A 17,529-nucleotide genomic window follows, 5' to 3' on the forward strand; every position below is an offset into this window, starting at 1 on the left:
AGACTTCTCGCGCGGAGATGGCGCGGGTTCTCAACTTGATTACCTTCGCTATCAGTCAACAAGTGGTTCAATCCAACATCAAGCCCGATGGTTTTACCCGTTGGCTCTCGCTTTTCAATTCGCTCTTGGTCGATGCAAAACTGGCAATAATAGCCATCTGCACGACGTACAACTCGTACCCGTTTAAACTGTTTCAAGGAAAAGCATCAAAAATATATATTCTTACCATTGAGAAAAACCTGTCGTTATCTCCCCTTCTCTTTTATTATTTGCCCATATCATTTTTTTGCTAGTTCTTTGCCCAAAAAAGCACCAACTGTGGCAATCTGGGAAACAGAGCGTTTTCAAATCTGATATTTTCGCTACAGCAAAATTACCTAAAAGGTTATGCAAACTCTGCCTACACCCATTACTGCAAATACAGTATCAAGTCAACCTACTTTTGACACAACTATCAGACGGCGGAAAACCCGTCCTGTACAAGTAGGAAATGTCACCATTGGGGGAGGTCATCCTGTGGTGGTGCAGTCCATGATTAACGAGGATACTCTTGATATAGATGGATCTGTTACAGCAATTCGTCGCCTACATGAAATAGGCTGTGAAATTGTTCGTGTCACTGTCCCAAGTATGGCTCATGCCAAAGCCTTGGCAGAAATTAAACAAAAATTAATCAAAACTTATCAAGATGTGCCCATTGTTGCTGATGTGCACCACAATGGTATGAAAATTGCCTTGGAAGTTGCTAAGCATATAGAGAAAGTACGGATAAATCCGGGACTGTATGTGTTTGAAAAACCAAATCAGAACAGAACCGAATACACCAAAGCCGAATTTGACGAAATTGGTGAAAAAATCCGCGAAACTCTAGAACCATTGGTGATTTCCTTGCGCGATCAAGGCAAAGCCATGCGAATCGGGGTAAATCACGGTTCTCTTGCTGAAAGGATGCTGTTCACTTATGGTGACACTCCAGAAGGCATGGTGCAATCTGCACTAGAATTCATTCGTATTTGTGAATCTTTAGACTTCCACAACTTAGTAATATCCCTGAAAGGCTCGCGAGTGCCAGTGATGGTAGCAGCCTATCGCCTCATGGTACAGCGGATGGATGAGTTGGGTATGGATTACCCCCTGCACTTGGGTGTTACGGAAGCTGGGGATGGCGAATACGGACGAATCAAATCTACTGCTGGTATTGCTACCTTGCTAGCTGATGGGATTGGCGATACTATTAGGGTGTCGCTAACTGAATCTCCAGAAAAAGAAATTCCCGTTTGCTACAGCATTTTGCAAGCCTTGGGATTGCGGAAAACGATGGTTGAGTATGTTGCTTGTCCTTCTTGTGGGCGTACTTTGTTTAATCTAGAAGAAGTGCTGCACAAAGTCAGAGAAGCGACAAAGCATCTAACAGGGCTTGACATAGCAGTCATGGGTTGCATTGTCAATGGGCCTGGAGAAATGGCGGATGCTGACTATGGTTATGTTGGCAAAACCCCAGGCTATATTTCTCTCTATCGTGGTAGAGAAGAAATTAAAAAAGTTCCAGAACAAAAAGGTGTTGAGGAGTTAATTAACCTGATCAAGGCAGACGGACGCTGGGTAGAACCGTGAAAAATTGGGGATTAGGCTAGGTGAAAATTATGAATGATGAAAACTTCATAATTTATAATTCATAATTCATAATTTTTATTCCCTAGCCTAATCCCTAAACTTTTGTTTAAGCGACTACCGAGTTCACCGGATTGCTAAATATCTTTGCGGAAATAACAAAGTATGTTCATCTTGCACAGTAGTTGCCTGTGTTAGATTGAGCATATTGATACATCATCTTTTGTCCCTCTGGCACAGCTGTCATTATGGTAATTACAAAAAATGGACTTGTTTTGGGTGCTACGGCGGTGACGCTATCCACAATTGCAGTTACAAGCCTCGGCATTCACTCGCAAGGACAGGCTATTTTTAAAGATAGCCCCAAGGAATTAGTAGATGAAGTTTGGCAAATTATTGATAGACAATATGTAGACGGTACTTTTAATCAGGTAGATTGGAAAGCAGTTCGCCGTCAGTACTTGAATAAGTCCTACACCAATAACCAAGAAGCTTATAAGTCCATTCGGGAAATGCTGAAGAAGCTGGATGACCCCTATACCCGGTTTATGGACCCAGAGGAGTTCAAGAATATGCAAGTGGACACTTCTGGTGAATTGACAGGTATCGGAATCCAAATTGGTTTGGACGAGAAAACCAAAAAGCTGACTGTAATTGCCCCAATTGACGATACGCCCGCGTTTAAAGCTGGTATTCTAGCAAAAGACGTTATCACCAGCATTAATGGTAAAAGCACAGAGGGGATGGATACTAATCAAGCAGTATCCCTGATCCGAGGTGAGCCAGGGACTAAAGTTAACCTCACAATCTTACGGAACGGTCAACAAAAGCAATTTACAATCACGCGGGCGCGAATAGAAATTCATCCAGTCGAATATTCCCAAAAACAGACTCCAGCAGGTAACATTGGCTACGTTCGTCTCAAGCAATTCAGTGCCAATGCTGCAAAAGAAATGCGGGATGCAATTAAAAATTTAGAAAGTAAACAGGTATCGGGATACGTCCTAGATTTACGGAATAATCCTGGCGGTTTACTATACTCCAGTGTGGAAATTGCCCGGATGTTAATGGATAGAGGCGCGATTGTTTCCACCATTGACCGTCGAGGTGAAGTCGAACGAGAAATGGCAAACGGACGTGCTTTGACAAATAAACCTTTAGTGGTATTGGTGGATAAAGGTAGTGCCAGTGCCAGTGAAATTCTCTCAGGTGCTTTGCAAGATAACAAGCGTGCCGTTGTGGTAGGTAGTCAAACCTTTGGTAAGGGTTTGGTGCAATCAGTGCGTCCTCTAGACGATGGTTCGGGATTAGCAGTAACAATTGCTAAATACCATACCCCCAGTGGTAGAGATATTAATAAGCACGGCATCGATCCAAATATTGTAGTAAATTTGAACGACAAGCAACGACAGGAATTGTGGATTAAAGAGCGAGAAAAAGTCGGTACCCTAGCAGATCCCCAATTTGCTAAAGCGGTGGAAGTATTAAGCAAAGAAATTGCTGCTAAGGGCACAAGAGCAGGAAATAATTAAACGCAAGGGATAACAGGTGAATGGTGCGTTATGCTTCGCTCTAACGCACCCTACAAACTTAAGCTTTACTTTTTACTTTTAAGTTTAAACGGGTTGGCACTTGCCAGCCCTAATTAATCCGACACGACGGGCGATCGCATCTGCTTGTGAATCAAAAGGCCCCCACTTTTCGATTACCTCTGGAGTCTCATGCCCAGTCACTTCATTACTGGGGATTATTTCACAGTTTCCAGCAGGGCGTTTGATAATATACCAGCTTTGTGAATCGCTCATGTTTGATACCAAAAGCAATCTTGTACTTAAACAAAATTTTACGGCTCGTCTCCCCCTCTTGTTTATTTCGCCTCTGGTTGAACTAGAATTGGCAAAGTCCCTTTTTCTGAGCCAAACACGACAATCTTAGAGTTGGGAGACTCTGCCAGTTTTTCTGTCGCTTCTATTGCTCGTAATTGCAGCACAGAATTGCTCAGTCCACCAGAAATAATCTTTTGGGAATCAGCTATACCTTTGGCTTCAATGCGTTTGCGTTCTGCTTCTTGACGTTCTTTTTCTAAAACAAATTTCATTTGCTGATTTTCTTGCTCTGCCTTTAGTTTCTCTTGAATCGCAGCTTGCAGACTATCAGGCATTTTGACATTTCTTAATAAGGCTTCTTCAACAACGAAACCCAAGGGTAGTAACTGTTGAATCAGCTGTTGGTCGAGTTGCTGTACTATCTGTTGACGTTTGGTAGAATAAACAGCTGCTGCTGGGTAGTTCGCAGTAATGGCACGTATGGTTGAGCGAAATCGAGAAATCACTAGTTCTTTTTCGTCCATACCAATAGTTTTATATACTGTCGCAGCTTTTTGGGGATCGAGCTTGTACTGAAGGCTGACATCAAGATTTAGGCTTAACCCTTCCTGAGAAGTTGCGTCTACATTTTCCTTCACATCCTTTAGCCGCGTGGAAAAATTGAGAACTTTGGCAAAAGGATTCATCACATGAACACCTGGATTAAGGGTATTATCTGAGACTTGACCAAACAAGTGAATCACTCCAACATTGCCTGGTGGAACCATTACCAGAAGTCTGGAAATAGAGGCAAGTAAAGCGATCGCCCCAATCAGTACGGTAATTCCGCGAATTGCCCAGCGAGAGCGTTCACTGGATATCTTGCCAGAGTTGAGATAGATAAAAATTGCAATTAGGCTTGTCAGCAGGGAGAATATGAAGCCCATAAATATTACCTGTATGGTTAAGATGCAATACATACTTAACCACACAGTATAGGCACCAGTTCAAAGAGGTGTCATCAAGAATGAATTCGTATCCTCGATGTCATTGTGATTATACTTGGTGTCTTGGCGTCTTAGTGGTTCCCTAAATCTATGACAGCACTAGCAAAGATTAATGTTTGCTCAAGTTAGCCTTCCGCATCATTTGAGTGAGTTGATCGAGCAATCGCACTTCCTGCTTGCTGTCTTTTAGCATCTGCGCTACGGTAATCGCCCTTTCATAAAAATTGCGAGCTGTTGGAAAGTTTCCTAATTGCTCGTACAACTGAGCATAGGACTCAAAAGATTTCAATTCTTCTCGCAGATTTTGTAAGTCTTGAGCAAGTGTTAATCGCTGTTGTAGTAAATCGAAGGCGCGTTCATAGCGTCCTACAGTACTGTGGGCGGTAACTAAACCATCTATCGCCCGTAACTCGTTAACGCGATCGCGAGTTGCTTTTGCTATTCGCAGTGCTACTCCATAAGTACCAATTGTACCTTGATAGTCTCTTGCCGCTAGGTAGGCATCGCCCAAATTATTGAAGGTATTAGCTTCACCGATGGGATCGCGAGCTTGACGCCGGAAACCTAGAGCATTTTCATAAAATTTAATAGCCTTGTTGTAATTTCCCAGCCTCGCATTTGCTAGTCCCAAATTACTCAGAGACAGTCCTTGACCTTCAATATTTTTGACGTGGCGAGCAATTTCTAGCGCTTCTGCAAATGTTTGCAAACTAGCGATGGGTTCTCCATATTGCATTAGCAACGTGCCAATGTTATTTAGAGCAAATATCTGACCTTGAAAGTCTTGGACATCGCGAGCGATCGCCAACCGTCGCCGCATTGCATCTTCTGCTTCTTTGTAACGGCTCAACTGCACGTAGCCTCTGCCAAGATAGTCGTAAACTAAACCTTGAGCCTTGAAATCGCCAATCGAGTGATAAATCTCCAGTGCTTGTAACCAAGACTCAATCGCTTTTTCAGAATTACCAGAGGTGTGTTGCTGTTCGCCAATCCGCAGCAAGGTATCTGCTTCGTCTCTTGATTCTCGGACTACAGATTTGTCGATCGGGCGATGGAGTTGTTCGGTAATATCAGCAGCAGTCGCTGCTATGGGAGTAAGTAAAAAAGTAATAAGTAAAAAGGTGGGCTTCGATCCACCAATAAAAGCACGGTTAATTACTGATATTAAATGCCATCGTTTCATAAACTTTGCCCGTGAAATTGCTGCTTTAAGTAGGAATTTCGCAGTTCTTTATAAAATATTACCAGCATTAACAATAAATTAAGTACTATTACGCTACATGATGTGGAAGTAAATTTTCACCCAAGTAGATAATTCTGATATCTGCCGGTAATTTTTCCTCTAGCATACGATAACCTTCTTGGAGAAAATTGGCTACATTGCTAGGAGCGATCGCTTCTCCTTCGGCTTGTAGGTAGGCAGCAATTCTAGTTTCGCTCCAGTGGAAGGTTTGAGCCATCAAGACCATCAAGCGTAAAATTGGTGTTATTTGATCCAATGCCTGTTCTACATAACACCACAGTGGGGGAGAAGTCGCTTTGAGAGAATAATGAATTGCTTCTGTCGGAGGAAGTTCAATTTCGTTGATACAGTAACCAGTCTGATCGATCAACCAATTTTGTAGGGTAAGACTTTCTTTACCGGGTTTACTGTTATTGAAATTAAATCCGCCAAGTTCGTAATAAATATGTCGCCAAGTCAGGGCAAACAGATAATCTGCTTGCACTGGCGATCGCGCTGAATGACGAATCAATGTATAAACGATCGGGCTATAGCGGCAAAAAATCGCCGTAAAGTATCTTCCTGACTCAGGATGCTGCTGGAACAAACTAACAAGTTCTTGGTCAGTGTGATGGAACAGTGACTTAACAAGCGGGTGATTAGCTTCAGAAAAATGAGGAATTTGCACAGTCCGAATCAGCCTATGTTGCTAAAATTAACCTGATAATGGCAATCTCTAGAGTTAATCGCATCCTATCTTGGCACTAGTCCGTTTAGGGCTAACACCAAGATGGTTTAGTAGTTGATACACTATAAACAAAGACTTAAATTTAAGTCATAATTTACAAAACAAAAGCGGCTCCCTTATATAATTCCCGATTCTGTTCATGGTTATAGCAGTTAGTGTGGCACCATTCCTGCTCAGTCCTTATACTTTCGCGTCTTTTTTACCTTCCTTACCCTTGGATAGCCTTTTCTCTACCCAAGGCATAATGGTGATGCTGCTAGCGGCTTATGCTGGTGCGATGTGGATGTTCCTTAGCAGTGCGCCGAAAGTATATACAGTCATGGTGTCGGATTTGGAAATTGCCAGACAGTTGTATGAAGGACTGCTAGATTTACCAGCAGCAGAGGTGCCTTTGCACTACTACTACAACTACGAGCAAACTATAGGTGCAACTGGCGTCGATCCGCTTTACTTAGGGAGCAGTCCTTCGTTTTCTAGCAAAATGACGAATGCTAGTGAGGGGCTTTGGTATCAGCTAAAGAAAAACACTCAGCTACACGTCATAACGGGAGCTAGTTTGGGTAGCAAAAATCAGCAACGCCATGTTTGCTTTGACCACGACTGCTTGGAAATGATTTTAATGCGTGTGGAAGTGCGCGGCTTGAAGTTTAAGATTCGCAGCAGAAAACCGCTGAACTTCTTGGTCAAAGACTATGAAGGGCGAATTATTGAGATGGCTGAAGTGGCAAATTAATATTTTGAAAATTCTGTTGATAGTCTAATAGAACAATCTTGGGGGGTATCTGCAAGGATACCCCTCGCTTATTTTGGGAATTTATACTAGACCTCTTGCAAAAATAGCTTTTGCAAGAGGTAGGGGAAAGGGTAAAGGGCAAGGGGCAAAGGAAAATTCCATGCCTTTCACCTTTCTCCTTTCACATGCATCCCGACTTCTGCAAGAAGTCTACTCTGTACAGCCCGATCTGGTCAAAATACGCGCGATCGCACTCCACAGCAACAAAAAGCCTCGGTGAAACCAACCGAGGCAAGGCAGAGAAGTACGAATGACAATAAGTGTTAATTTATAAAAATAAATATAACAATATTGTTACAAAATATCAATGAGACTTGACACGCAAAGGTACAACCTCCTCAGGTAACGTTAGCGAGAGTTACCGATTAGGAATTAGAGAGTCAAATTCTATAGTTTTTCTGCAAATATGAGTTTCTGACTGTTTAATCAATCTCTTTCTGCAATTTAAGTGATAATATCGACTTGCGTTTGAAAAATATAGTTTGTATTTGAGTAGCTTAAAATTTAATTTAGATTCTTATGTTCCAAAAAGCATAGACAAATATGCCATAGAGATAGTTAAATTTCCGCTGCATCTTTCCTCTGTGGGCATCCATCTACATTCTTTCCACACTTGTGCGAGGTTTTTATAAAAATTAAAACAATTAAAGTAGATTACCTAACTCGCATCGAAGGCAAAATGTATGTCAAAGTTCGTGTCGCAATTTAGCAACTATTCTACTGTTTTGAAAAAATTCAATAAGGACTTTTATGGATTATTCTTTACAAGCTAACAATGACTCAAATAACTTTTTGGATAACTCTCAAGATGCATTTGAGTCACTTTCCGCTCTGGATTTAGAAAAATACATCTTGCGGTTGTATGTTGCCAGCAAGAGTATTAAATCTTTACGCGCTATTAAACAAATTCAAAAACTTTGCGAAGAGCACTTGCAAGGACGTTATGAACTAGAAGTTGTTGATATTTATCAGCAACCTGAACGTTTAGAAGCAGATCAAGTTTTTGCTGTTCCTACGCTCATCAAGGAATTTCCACTGCCATTCAAGAAGCTAGTTGGAGACATGACAGATACCAAAAAAATTATCACGTCTTTAGCTCTGTGAAAAACAATTACTACAATATATGTCAGTAGAAAATTATGGATTTTTATAATTCATAATTTTTTGCATTTTTTGATGCGGCAACAGACATACTCAAGACTTTCTATATCAGTTGAGGCTCTAACAAAAGCTGTGCCAACAGGGCCGAACGTTGAACCATCTGATCGAGATAGACAAACTCGTCGAGAGCATGGGCATTATCGCCAACTGCACCCAAACCATCTAAGGTGGGGGTGTAGAGGCTGGTCGTATTACCATCAGAAGCGCCGCCAGCTGTTCCCTCCTCTAGTTCAATTCCCAACTCACCAGCTGTTGCTTGAGCAAGCTGCCACAGCTTTTGGCTACCTGAAGTTTTTTCCATTGGCGGACGACCGATGCGACCTTCGATGATGAAGTGAGTACCAGGGGTAGTTGGTTGCAACGCCAAAATAGCAGCTTCAATCTGTTGGGCATCCTCTTGGCATAACACCCGTACCTCCGCTGTTGCTTGGCTTTCAGGTGCAACTACATTCGGACGAACACCACCGTTAAAAGTTAAAAGTTAAAAGTTAAAAGTCACTCATAAAGAATAAGAAAAATGGTCACGCTTCACCATTATTTATTTATGGAACGATCGGGAAAACATTCCCAATCGAGATGCGTAGCATGAGAAATAATACGTCCGTGATTATTTCCCCTCAATTTATTTATGGGGATTATCTTTTTACTTTTTACTTCTTAAATTTCTCCCTCTAGAGGATTATTTGAGACAGTCGGTAATCAGTAATAGAGAATATAATTACCTATTACCAATTCCCAATTCCATCTGTGGTAGATTTCTCAAACACGATTTCAGAAGAAATCCTGAAATACTCAAAGGTATGAAGTTATACCTATATAAATTCATTCATTCCTGCATTCAGCAACGCCCCCATCAGTTTTGAAGATATCAGCGATCGCAACTGCTGCAACTGCTACGCTACAAACCTTTCACAAAATTAAGCGCTTCTTAGCGCTACAATTGGGTCGAGTTTCGCAGCACGACGGGCAGGAACAACGCCAAAGAATAAACCAATAGCGCCAGAAACACCAACTGTCAGAGCAATTGCCACAACCGAAATTCCTGCATCTAATGGTGTCAAGGCTCCCACTAAGACAATACCGCCCACACCGATCGCAGTACCGATTAAACCACCTGCTGCTGAAAGAATTACTGCTTCAATCATGAACTGTAGCAGGATATCTTGCTGGGTTGCACCGATGGCTTTGCGCAGTCCAATTTCTTGGGTGCGTTCGGTGACAGAGACGAGCATGATATTCATGATGCCAATGCCGCCTACAATTAGAGAGATTGCCGCGATCGCTGCCAGCATGATCGTCAATGCACTTGTGATTTGACCGACAGTTTGCAGTGCTTCTTTCTGAGTACGGATAGTAAAATCATCTTCGCCGTTAATTTTGTGCCGTAAGCGCAGCAAATTGGTAATTTGAAACTCTGCTGCATCTACGCTATTGGCATCACGTGCCGAAGCAACGATGTAATCTAAGGCGATGCCATAGGGAGAATTTTCTCCCACAAGTCGATTAGCTGAGGTTGTTAGTGGTACTAATGCTGCTTCGTCATAGTCAGCACCCAGACTAGAACCTTTGGCTTCAAGCACACCGATAACTTGAAAGCTGCCATTTTTAATTCGCAGTTGCGCCCCTATAGGATTACTGCTACCAAAAAATCTTTCTGCCAACTCAGCACCCAACACAACAACTTGATTATTGCGTTTGATGTCTATGTCTGTGAAAAAGCGCCCTTTTGTTGTTTCAAAGTCTCGTACTTTCAAGAAACTAGGAGTTGTACCAATGATGTTGACATCGGTGTTGCGGTTACGGTAAGTTACCACCTGTCTGCTGTTCAACTCCGGAGCAACTCCTGCTACCGTTGGCACCTGAGTAACAATTGCTTCCGCATCTGCTAGTACTAGAGTTTTTGGTGTTTCGCGAGAGATACGTTGAGTTTCTCGATTACCAGGAATTACAAACAGTACATTTGGCCCTAAGGACTCCAACTGTTGATTCACGTATTTTTGTCCAGCTTCACCAATGCCAACCATAGCAATTACCGAAGCATTGCCGATGACAATACCCAGCATGGTGAGGGTGCTACGTAACCTATTAGACAGCAGGGTTTTTCCTGCCATTTGCATACTTTCTACTAAGTTCATTTTTGTTCTTTCGCTTGCTGTTCGCGTTTATAGTCTTGGGGTGGGTTGATAAATACGCGATCGCCCTCTTTCACTCCTTCTATAATCTGAGTTTGGTCTTTAATTTGCGCTCCAACTGTCACCGGACGAAATAGAGGTTTATTTTTAGCATCCGGCACTAGAACACCAGTTTCGCCTTTTTCAGTAACAATAGCTACAGTTGGTATGAGTAAGGCATTGTCTACGTTATCACCTAAAAATGTCAAATCGACATTCAAGCCAGAACGCAGTTGTTCTTGTCCAGTATCAATAGCTACCCGCACTTCAAATAATGTCACACCTTCTTCCTTCACGGCTTCAGGAGCAATCAGGCGCACATGGCCTTTAAACACTTGATCGGGATAGGCATCGGTAACAATTTCTACTTGTTGTCCATCTTTAATTCTGCCAATATCAGCTTCTGGAACTTGCGCTAGCACTTCTAAACCCTTTGCTAAGGCAACAATAGAACTAGAAGTAGCTGAGGCGCTCGAAGAAGCAGAAGTTGTTGGAGCTACATACGCGCCGTCGCTAGCATATTTCTGCGTCACGATTCCCGTAAAAGGAGCGCGGATGACGGTATCTTGTAAGTCAACTTGGGCTGCCTTTAACTGTGCCTCAGCTACAGCTACAGCAGCTTTGCGTTGGGCAATTACCTCGGGACGAGTGCCATTTTCCGCCAGTTGTAATGCTGCCCGTGCTTCGGCAACAGCAGCTTCTTTCTGAGCAATTTCTTCGGAGCGAGAACCACTTTTTAGTAGCGATAATCGACGTTGAGCTTGTTCTAAAGTGGCCTTTGCTCTTCTGTCTTCGCTAATGTATTGATCTAATTGGTCTTGAGAAATAGCTCCCTGTCGAGCTAATTCCTGGTAACGTGTCACTCGTGACTGCGTTAAATTTACCTGTGCTTTAGCTTCTTCTACTTGAGCTTGAGCTTCTTGAATCTCCTGGGAGCGATTGCCAGCACGGGCTTGGGTTAACTGCGCTTGAGCTTGTGCTAAACGCGCTCTGGCTTGGGCAATCTCCTGGGGACGGCTTCCAGCTTGAGCTTCGGCAAGCTGTGCTTTGGCTTGCTCTAAGTTAGCTTGGTTTTGGAGGATTTGTGCATTCACATCTGCACTATCCATTACCGCAATAATCTGCCCTTGATTAACGCGATCTCCCTGTTCAACTTTTAACTGTGAGACAACTCCAGGCTGTTTAGGGCTAATATTCACACTCTGAACTGGTACTACCTTCCCACTAGCATTAATCCGCAGGGTGACATCATTCGCTTCTACTGGCACAGTCAGTGCTGCAATATCTTCTCTGCTTGTCCCTCGATTTACAAATGTATAGGTTGTAGCGCTGCCAACAACCAAAACACCAGCTGCCACCAGCCCAATTAACCAGCGTTGGGGATGCTTAACTTTGCCAATTACGGGAATTTCTATATGCGTAGTCATAATAGCAGCCTTTAAAAAGTGCTTTTGTTGGGTAGAGTGAACCTGGTAGCGCCAGGGGACAATTTTGCTTCGTCAGCAACTTGTAGACGAATGTTTGTATGTAGTGACAAAGTACAAATGACTTAAAATTACTTATCTTTTTTTCATGTTATCTATCGGCGATCGTGTCTGGCTTCACCTAACTGGGTGACTTTGCTACTGACAAAAGTAAGGATTTAAGCTTAGATGGATAAACAAATATGGTTATAATTTTTCGTTTGCTCGCCCAATCCCCAGTCCAAGCGTCCCTTTTACGTAGTTAAGAATCAAAAATCCACACTCAAGAGTCATGAATGTTAACTTTTGACTAATGACTAATGACTCTTGACTCAGAACTAATGACTGTAAACTTTTCCTTTCACTCCCAACGGAGATCGTTTAAGCTATCTGAAAGATTCCTTAATTTTTGGCTAAGAGGCGGTAGCGTGCCTAAACGAATTGGTTTGATTTCTCTTGTTGTTGTCTGTAGTTTGTGGAGTATGCCCAAAGCTGCTGATGCACAGGCATTGGTACCCCATACATTGCAACTGGATACAGCCAAGTTGGAGCGACAGGGGTTGAGTCTGGCACAAGAAGCAGCGCAACTAGCGCAGTTTCAACAGTATGAAATGGCTATGCCTAGAGCGAGACTGGCATCTCAATTAGCTCCCAAAAGTGATAAAGTTTGGTTTCTTTTAGGCGGCTTGTATCTGCAAACCAAGGAAATAGATTCTGCGATCGCTGCTCTGAAAAAAGCACAATCTCTTAATCCCAAAAATGGCGATGTTCTGTTTGCTTTAGGTTCGGCTAACTTCCAACAGAAGAAGTATCAAGTTGCTGCTAGTTATTTCCAAGAGGGTTTAAAGTTAAAACCTAATAACCCAGAAGGGTTGTTTGATTTGGGCAACGCTTACTATATGCTGGGTCGATTCCCAGATGCGATCGCCCAGTACAATCAAGCGGTTACTCAAGATAAAAAATTCTGGCCTGCAATTAACAACATTGGTTTAATCAAGTACGAACAGGGTGATATCCCAGGGGCTATTCAGCAATGGCAAGCCGCTATCGCGATTGACAAGCAAGCCGCAGAACCTTTATTGGCTCTAGCAGTGGCACTATATAATAAGGGCGATCGCCAACAAGGTTTGGCAATGGGCGAAACCGCAATTCGCATTGATGACCGCTATGCCGATCTAGAATTCCTCAAAGAAAATCTCTGGGGCGATCGCTTACTTGCCGATGCCAAAAAATTCCTAGAATTGCCCCGCATTCAAGCAACCCTACAGCAAAGAGGGGAAAGTACACTATCCCCTATGCCACAGCCGACTCAGTAGGAGAGAGGTTAGAGGTTAGAGGTTAGTGGTTAGTGGTAATACTCACAACCAACTAATGTACGTGCGTAGACGCCCAGAGAGTGGCTTCTCGTAGAGTACGGCCGTTCGCCCCTACTAACTACTAACCACTAACTACTAACTTTTTCTGTTGCCACTTGCTCAAAAGTACTATCTAATAGTACATATATATTAATTACTGCCAGAAGCGGTAGTCCAACATTACTAGATGGGCGATCTTTCCTGGCTTAAAGTTCACTAAAAGATGTAAGAGTATAAGGGTGTAGGGAACCCCATCTTTAAAAAGAGGGGAACTCAAACAAGTTACAAACTTCTTATTTCCATAAATTAATTCGGGTGCATCAAACCAATTGTTTGGAAAGATATTCAAAAAAGTCCCTACACATCCAAATCCCGACACTCATACACCTTGTCCTATAGGAGAGTGCATCATTGCTGACCGTCTTTGGGTAGCATGGCTATGATTTGGTCAACAAACTGTTGATGATCAACCACCGGCTTAGATATATAGCCATCAGCGCCACTTTGCTTGAGAAAGTTCTCGCGATCGCCCTCCATGGCGTGTGCTGTCACGAGAATTATCGGTAAGCAAGCAGTTTGCGGATCGGCTTTCAACATTTGTGTAATTTTGATACCATCAACGGACTTACCTTGGTAAACACTTCTTGAGAGAGAAACATCCATTAAAATAATGTCTGCCTCTCCCGCTTGGGCAATTCTCATTACCTCTTCCACATTTTCAGTGTGTTTTACTTCCAGTCCACCGCGTTTGGTCAAAATTTTGGAAAAAACGCGAGCATTAATCAGATCGTCTTCGACAATCAAAACGGTTTTCATGAGAATTTGACTTTTAGGGGTGAGGGGGATAACCGAGAATTTTAGATTTTTGATTTTGCGAAAAGTTTGAGCGGAGGTTTCCTCCGTTCGCGCAGCGTCCCGGAGGGAACTTCAAAGCTTTTCAAGACGGATTTTTGATTATTACATTGGGTTTAATGCTCATCCACTTGTATAGTGAATTGTTTTTCATTAATCTGAAATCTAAAATCTCCAAGCCCCTTCCATGTGAGGGAGGGGTCAATCCCAAATCTAAAATTGTAATTCCAAAATCGTATGTGTCTCCTTTTAGATAATCAATGTGTATCCCCGATCATCAAGGATAATACTACTGTTTTTTATCCTATAACTATCAAGATTTTGTAAGGATGGGCGTTACATCCGCTATGCTGTGGTTGCTGTAATGTTCAGTAACGGCATATTTTGTGTAGTGAAAATTTAGGGAAAAACTCATGGCAAAACAGTTAAACCTTCTCTCCAGGGGACAGGTAATTACCACAGCCTTGCACACCGAGATGCAACGGTCTTACCTTGAATATGCCATGAGTGTGATCGTCGGGCGAGCGTTGCCAGATGTGCGTGATGGTTTAAAGCCAGTGCATCGCCGGATTTTATACGCAATGCACGAACTTGGTCTTACGCCTGACCGCCCTTATCGGAAGTGTGCCCGTGTTGTGGGAGATGTGCTAGGTAAATACCACCCTCACGGCGATCAAGCGGTTTACGATGCATTGGTGAGGCTGGTGCAGGACTTTTCTAGCCGCTATCCTCTATTGGCAGGCCATGGCAACTTTGGTAGTGTGGATAATGACCCACCAGCAGCGATGCGCTACACGGAGACACGTCTAGCATCCATCAGTCACGAGGGAATGCTGACTGAAATCGGTGATGAAACGGTGGAATTTATCGGTAACTTCGATAATTCCCAGCAAGAACCGACTGTACTGCCAGCGCAGTTACCGTTTTTGTTGCTGAATGGTTGTGCTGGTATCGCTGTGGGTATGGCAACAAATATCCCACCGCACAATTTAGGAGAAGTGATCGATGGGTTAATTGCTTTAATCGACAATCCCGACTTAGCAGATGAGAAGTTATTTGAGTTAATTCCAGGCCCGGATTTTCCTACAGGTGGGGAGATTGTTGGCGATACGGGAATTCGCGAAGCCTACACCACAGGTAAAGGCGGTATTGTCCTACGAGGAGTAGCCCAGATAGAAGAAGTTGCCGCTAGCAGAGGAAGCAAACGGCGGACGGCAATTGTGGTAACGGAATTGCCTTTTCAAGTCAATAAGGCGGGTTGGATTGAGAAAGTCGCAGAACTCGTGAATCAAGGACGCTTGCAAGGAATTGCCGATCTCCGAGATGAGAGCGATCGCCAGGGAATGCGCGTAGTCATAGAACTCAAACGCGATACCAATCCTCAAGATGTTCTCCAACAGCTATATCACCTAACTGCTTTACAAACGAATTTTGGGGCGATTCTGTTGGCATTGGTGGATGGGCAACCGCGCCAACTCACATTACGCCAATTATTGCAGGAATTCCTGAAATTTCGGGAGCAGACACTCTCACGCCGCTACACTTATGAGCTTGCTAAGGCAGAAAATCGACTGCATTTGGTAGAAGGCTTACTGAAAGCACTGTCTCAACTAGATGAAGTAATTGAAATTTTGCGACAAGCTGCTGATGGCAGTACGGCAAAAATTCACATACAAAGCCGCTTGGAGTTGAGCGAGGTACAAGCAGATGCGATTTTGGCGATGCCATTGCGACGCTTGACAAGTTTAGAACAGCAGAATCTACAGCATGAGTACGAACAGTTACAGGAAGAAATTGCCACGTTGCAGCGGTTATTGGGCGATCGCCGAGAATTGCTGAAGGCTTTGAAAAAAGATTTGCGTACTCTTAAGCGTAAATATGGTGACGAACGCCGCACGAAAATAATGGCTGCAACTGTTGAGGAGATCGGGGGACAAGGGAAACAAGGAACAGAAGACAAAGAAAACCCCAAATCCCAAATCCAAAATCTAAAACCGGAAACGCCGCCAGAAGAAGCAGTTTTGGAATTAACCCAACGCGGGTATGTGCGCCGCTATCAACCTTCAGGCAAAAAGCCAAAAACTGACAACGGTCTGTCTGATAATGATTTTGTCATTCAAACAGCGTTGACAGACACAGATAAAGATTTATTGGTACTAACTAGTAGTGGCAAAGTTTATCCGGTGAGAGTGGGAGATATTCCCCCCACGACTGGGCGATCGCCACGGGGAACACCCCTGATCACTTTGCTTACCAATACTGCTCAAGAAGCTTCTGAAGCTGTTGTTAGCCGCTTTTTGCTCCCAGAAAATTCAGAAACTACTGACATGATTCTGTTGACAAAGCAGGGACGAATTAAGCGTCTATCTCTGACGGAATTTACTAACCTAACGCGGCGCGGAATCACCATTTTGAAACTCAAAGACGATGATGAATTGCTATTAACCCAGTTCACTACTACAGGTCAACAAGCGATTTTAGCTAGTTCTGGTGGGCGACTGTTGCGGTTTAAAGTTAATGACGAACAACTGCCTGTTATGGGTCGTACTGCTATGGGTTTGCAAGCACTACGCCTGCGCCTGCAAGAAATGATGGTTGGTTGTGTAGCTTTCAACACAGAGGCAAATCTATTACTGGTGACACAATTAGGATATGCTAAACGCTTTCCGACAAGTGCTTTGCGACTAGGCAATCGAGGTGACATTGGTACTCAGGTCTTTAAATTTGCCAATAAAAATGATTACCTAACTGCTATGATGTTGGCAAAGCCAGGGGCTGAAGTGGCGCTAGTGACCAATCATCACCGAGTGGTGCGCCTACAAGTAGATACAGTGCCAAACTTGGATAGAAATACTGCGGGTGAAAGCGTTCTCCAACTCAATCGAGATGAAAAAATTATCACTGTTGCTGAATTGGGAATATAAAGTAGATGATGTTCAAGCTAAGTACAGCTTTGCGCAAAATCGTAGCTTTTTTAAACGCACGCCTGTAGCAGAGTCTTTTCATAAATAATTTCGCTACGAATTAATGAAACGCTGTACTAAGGCAAGCAACTCTAGATGATTTAGAGGCGCTTGTCCAACTGTGCCTCGATTTACTACGTGAAGTTAGTGAACTTTAAGAAGATACTGTTACTACTTTGGTAAAAGCGATCGCGCAATATCTCAGGGAAAAGCTGCCCAAGGGAGAGTTTTTGGCTTGGGTAGCCGAGGTGATGAATATCTACACGATTCCAATATGACGCGGTCAGGGAAGTGCTAAATAACTATTGCAATAAATTATTAACTATATTAGTTAAATATAAATCAGGTGTATCTGGCTTCACCCACCCAAAAAGGCAA

14 protein-coding genes and 1 pseudogene are annotated in these 17,529 nt (G+C 43.1%); 6 read left to right on the top strand and 9 right to left on the bottom strand.

The features are described 5' to 3' along the window. Positions 1 to 224: pseudogene (locus HXY43_RS11595) on the bottom strand (transposase); the annotation flags it as partial. A 163-nt stretch (positions 225 to 387) separates the two neighbouring features. On the opposite strand from HXY43_RS11595, the gene ispG reads away from it, so the two are divergent. Together ispG and ctpC are read left to right on the top strand one after the other, a co-directional pair. Beyond that, on the top strand, positions 388 to 1,614 hold the full coding sequence (gene ispG, locus HXY43_RS11600) for a (E)-4-hydroxy-3-methylbut-2-enyl-diphosphate synthase (protein ID WP_290883369.1): 1,227 nt from the start codon (positions 388 to 390) through the stop codon (positions 1,612 to 1,614). A 245-nt stretch (positions 1,615 to 1,859) separates the two neighbouring features. Continuing rightward, complete coding sequence (ctpC, locus tag HXY43_RS11605; RefSeq protein ID WP_290883371.1) at positions 1,860 to 3,143, top strand: carboxyl-terminal processing protease CtpC; 1,284 nt, start codon at positions 1,860 to 1,862, stop codon at positions 3,141 to 3,143. Between the two features lie 84 nt (positions 3,144 to 3,227). Here ctpC and HXY43_RS11610 read toward each other — a convergent pair whose 3' ends face one another. The 4 genes from HXY43_RS11610 to HXY43_RS11625 form a co-directional block, all read right to left on the bottom strand. Next, the gene (locus HXY43_RS11610; protein ID WP_290883372.1) at positions 3,228 to 3,416 is read right to left on the bottom strand and encodes a DDE transposase family protein; all 189 of its coding nucleotides are present in this window, start codon (positions 3,414 to 3,416) and stop codon (positions 3,228 to 3,230) included. Between the two features lie 62 nt (positions 3,417 to 3,478). After that, positions 3,479 to 4,363 (bottom strand): prohibitin family protein, encoded by an 885-nt coding sequence (locus HXY43_RS11615; RefSeq protein WP_290883373.1) that lies wholly within the window; start codon positions 4,361 to 4,363, stop codon positions 3,479 to 3,481. A gap of 169 nt (positions 4,364 to 4,532) precedes the next feature. Continuing rightward, complete coding sequence (locus HXY43_RS11620) at positions 4,533 to 5,606, bottom strand: tetratricopeptide repeat protein (RefSeq protein WP_290883375.1); 1,074 nt, start codon at positions 5,604 to 5,606, stop codon at positions 4,533 to 4,535. Between the two features lie 88 nt (positions 5,607 to 5,694). Further along, complete coding sequence (locus tag HXY43_RS11625) at positions 5,695 to 6,333, bottom strand: hypothetical protein (RefSeq protein WP_026736494.1); 639 nt, start codon at positions 6,331 to 6,333, stop codon at positions 5,695 to 5,697. 199 nt (positions 6,334 to 6,532) lie between these two features. Here HXY43_RS11625 and HXY43_RS11630 point away from each other — a divergent pair, with 199 nt between their 5' ends. Continuing rightward, positions 6,533 to 7,126 (top strand): hypothetical protein, encoded by a 594-nt coding sequence (locus HXY43_RS11630; protein WP_026736493.1) that lies wholly within the window; start codon positions 6,533 to 6,535, stop codon positions 7,124 to 7,126. 810 nt (positions 7,127 to 7,936) lie between these two features. Next, positions 7,937 to 8,290 (top strand): circadian clock KaiB family protein, encoded by a 354-nt coding sequence (locus tag HXY43_RS11635; protein WP_026736492.1) that lies wholly within the window; start codon positions 7,937 to 7,939, stop codon positions 8,288 to 8,290. 100 nt (positions 8,291 to 8,390) lie between these two features. Here HXY43_RS11635 and HXY43_RS11640 read toward each other — a convergent pair whose 3' ends face one another. From HXY43_RS11640 to HXY43_RS11650, 3 genes are all read right to left on the bottom strand, one after another. Next, positions 8,391 to 8,756, bottom strand: a complete 366-nt coding sequence (locus HXY43_RS11640) for a M20/M25/M40 family metallo-hydrolase (RefSeq protein ID WP_290883378.1) — start codon at positions 8,754 to 8,756, stop codon at positions 8,391 to 8,393. A gap of 508 nt (positions 8,757 to 9,264) precedes the next feature. After that, complete coding sequence (locus HXY43_RS11645; protein ID WP_290883379.1) at positions 9,265 to 10,482, bottom strand: ABC transporter permease; 1,218 nt, start codon at positions 10,480 to 10,482, stop codon at positions 9,265 to 9,267. After that, positions 10,479 to 11,945, bottom strand: coding sequence for an efflux RND transporter periplasmic adaptor subunit (locus HXY43_RS11650; RefSeq protein WP_290883381.1), 1,467 nt, complete (start codon positions 11,943 to 11,945; stop codon positions 10,479 to 10,481). Before HXY43_RS11650 ends, HXY43_RS11645 begins: the two co-directional genes overlap by 4 nt. A 464-nt stretch (positions 11,946 to 12,409) precedes the next feature. Between HXY43_RS11650 and HXY43_RS11655 the strand changes: the two genes are divergently transcribed. Next, entirely contained in the window at positions 12,410 to 13,297 is an 888-nt protein-coding gene (locus HXY43_RS11655) for a tetratricopeptide repeat protein (protein WP_290883383.1), read from the top strand. 447 nt (positions 13,298 to 13,744) lie between these two features. On the opposite strand, the gene HXY43_RS11660 is transcribed toward HXY43_RS11655, so the two are convergent. Continuing rightward, a complete protein-coding gene (locus HXY43_RS11660; protein ID WP_290883384.1) occupies positions 13,745 to 14,152 on the bottom strand; it encodes a response regulator in 408 nt (135 codons plus the stop codon). Between the two features lie 449 nt (positions 14,153 to 14,601). Between HXY43_RS11660 and gyrA the strand changes: the two genes are divergently transcribed. Then, positions 14,602 to 17,112, top strand: a complete 2,511-nt coding sequence (gyrA, locus tag HXY43_RS11665) for a DNA gyrase subunit A (protein WP_290883386.1) — start codon at positions 14,602 to 14,604, stop codon at positions 17,110 to 17,112. The last annotated feature ends 417 nt before the right edge of the window (positions 17,113 to 17,529 follow it).

It is taken from the genome of Fischerella sp. (assembly GCF_013388695.1).
In the GTDB taxonomy this organism is placed as follows: Bacteria; Cyanobacteriota; Cyanobacteriia; order Cyanobacteriales; family Nostocaceae; genus PCC9605.